The sequence below is a fragment of the Methanomicrobiales archaeon genome (assembly GCA_030019205.1).
Classification (GTDB): domain Archaea; phylum Halobacteriota; class Methanomicrobia; order Methanomicrobiales; family JACTUA01; genus JASEFH01.
Genome location: JASEFH010000063.1, coordinates 1 through 1,663 on the forward strand (window position 1 = coordinate 1; position 1,663 = coordinate 1,663).

At 48.0% G+C, this 1,663-nt stretch carries 1 protein-coding gene and 1 pseudogene; one reads left to right on the forward strand and one right to left on the reverse strand.

Translation table 11 applies throughout. From position 1 onward, the window contains the following. Positions 1–399: 399 nt before the first annotated feature. Positions 400–1,277: pseudogene (locus tag QMC96_13305) on the forward strand (IS5 family transposase). A gap of 36 nt (positions 1,278–1,313) precedes the next feature. On the opposite strand, the gene QMC96_13310 reads toward QMC96_13305, so the two are convergent. Next, a partial coding sequence (locus tag QMC96_13310; GenBank protein MDI6877731.1) for a type IV pilin N-terminal domain-containing protein occupies positions 1,314–1,663 on the reverse strand: 350 nt, incomplete at its 5' end.

Here is a 1,663-nt window from a genome sequence, read left to right on the forward strand (position 1 = left end):
GGTGCAGAGGATTAATATTACCAATAGTATCAAGATTTTTCGCGCCATAGATTATGGTTCATACTAATCTATTTTATAATTTTCGAAATTTAAAACAAGATAAATATGCTGTACTTCTTAAAATAATAAATTGTTGACTGATAAAAGAAATCTTTCAAGACAATAAGGCCAACATAGATAATAAGTTCATTATATTATCCACAAATCTCAGGAAGGTCATCATATAACTTCCGGATCTTGCGATCGCAGGCAATGTCACAGGCCGAGGATATGAGCCCCAGGATAAATGATTCTGTAGAGATCCTCTTCGGGCTCAATTCTTCGCAGGTAGGGAAATATCTATGAGAAATGAGGCTCCTTGTTGATCTGACCAAAGACAAAACAGAGGAGCCGTTCATAGTGTTAGCATCCCGGTATATCATATTTACGGAGGCAGCGATCTCCGCTGTCCGAGCCTCCCACCTTCCGCTCTACTCCTGCAAATACTCGAAGAAGACCTACACCCAACATCAGCTGATGGTGCTCCTGCTCCTGAAAGAACAGTTGAGACAGGATTATCGGGGATTCACCGATCTGGTCGAGGTGATGGATCCGATTCGGCAGCTGCTCCACATGGAGGCCATCCTCCACTTCACCACCCTCCACAAGTTCCTGCAGCGACTTTCCTCCCTCAGGTTGACCCGGATCCAGAAACGACTGGTCTCCTCCCTGTACCGGCGAGGAGATGTGATAGCCGTCACCGCCATCGATGCCTCCGGATTTACGAGTTCCTATGCCAGTTCCTATTACTCCTGGAGGACCGGGAAGGTGAGAAAACGGTACATCAAGACCTCGATCGCCGTGGATACCCAGCGGCAGATCGTCACCGGATTCAAGTTCTCTCAGCATCCGATCCATGATGTTCCTCATGCGGAGTATCTCCTAAAGACTTGTCACCGGACTCGTCGATCGGCCTGCTACGTGCTGGATAAGGGATATGATGCCGAGGATCTCCATGTTCTGATCCGCGAACGGCTCGAAGCTGAATCCCTAATCCCGGTCCGGGACCGAAAGCGGAAGAAGATCCATGGGAGATATCGACGGGAGATCGCCAGAACCTTCGATCCGACCCTCTATCACCGGAGAAACCTCGTGGAGACCGCCTTCTCCGTCCTCAAGAGACGGTTCGGAGAGAGTCTGAAAGCTCGAAAAACTGGTACCAGGTCAAGGAGATCAAGGTCAAGATCCTCATCTACAACTTGGATAAGTGGATCAAAAATGTTTCTCTTATTTTGATCATTGAGGGTTTCTACAAGGCCGAAAAAGGATTAAATTTAGACGTAGGTATCCAGGATAACCTGAGAGCTACCATCCTGGAAGAATACCACTGCAACAACGTGATCGCGGCCAGTTGTTCCAGCGGATACATTTGTTCTAGATGTTCCAACTTTCAATGTACCATTAGAACTGTCATTTAATGGATCCTGCTCTATCCCATCGATTGTCCAATTAATGCCAGTCACAACGGATGCATCAGGTCCGCCCTGATAAACGAGCGTGATTGCAGTACCGCTTTGCGATACTGTGGCTCCAACTGATTTGGTCGTCTGGACGTTGCCGGTCATACCAAACACGAACGCAGCGATGACCGCTGCGAGGATCACCGTGATGGCGACCATGAGGA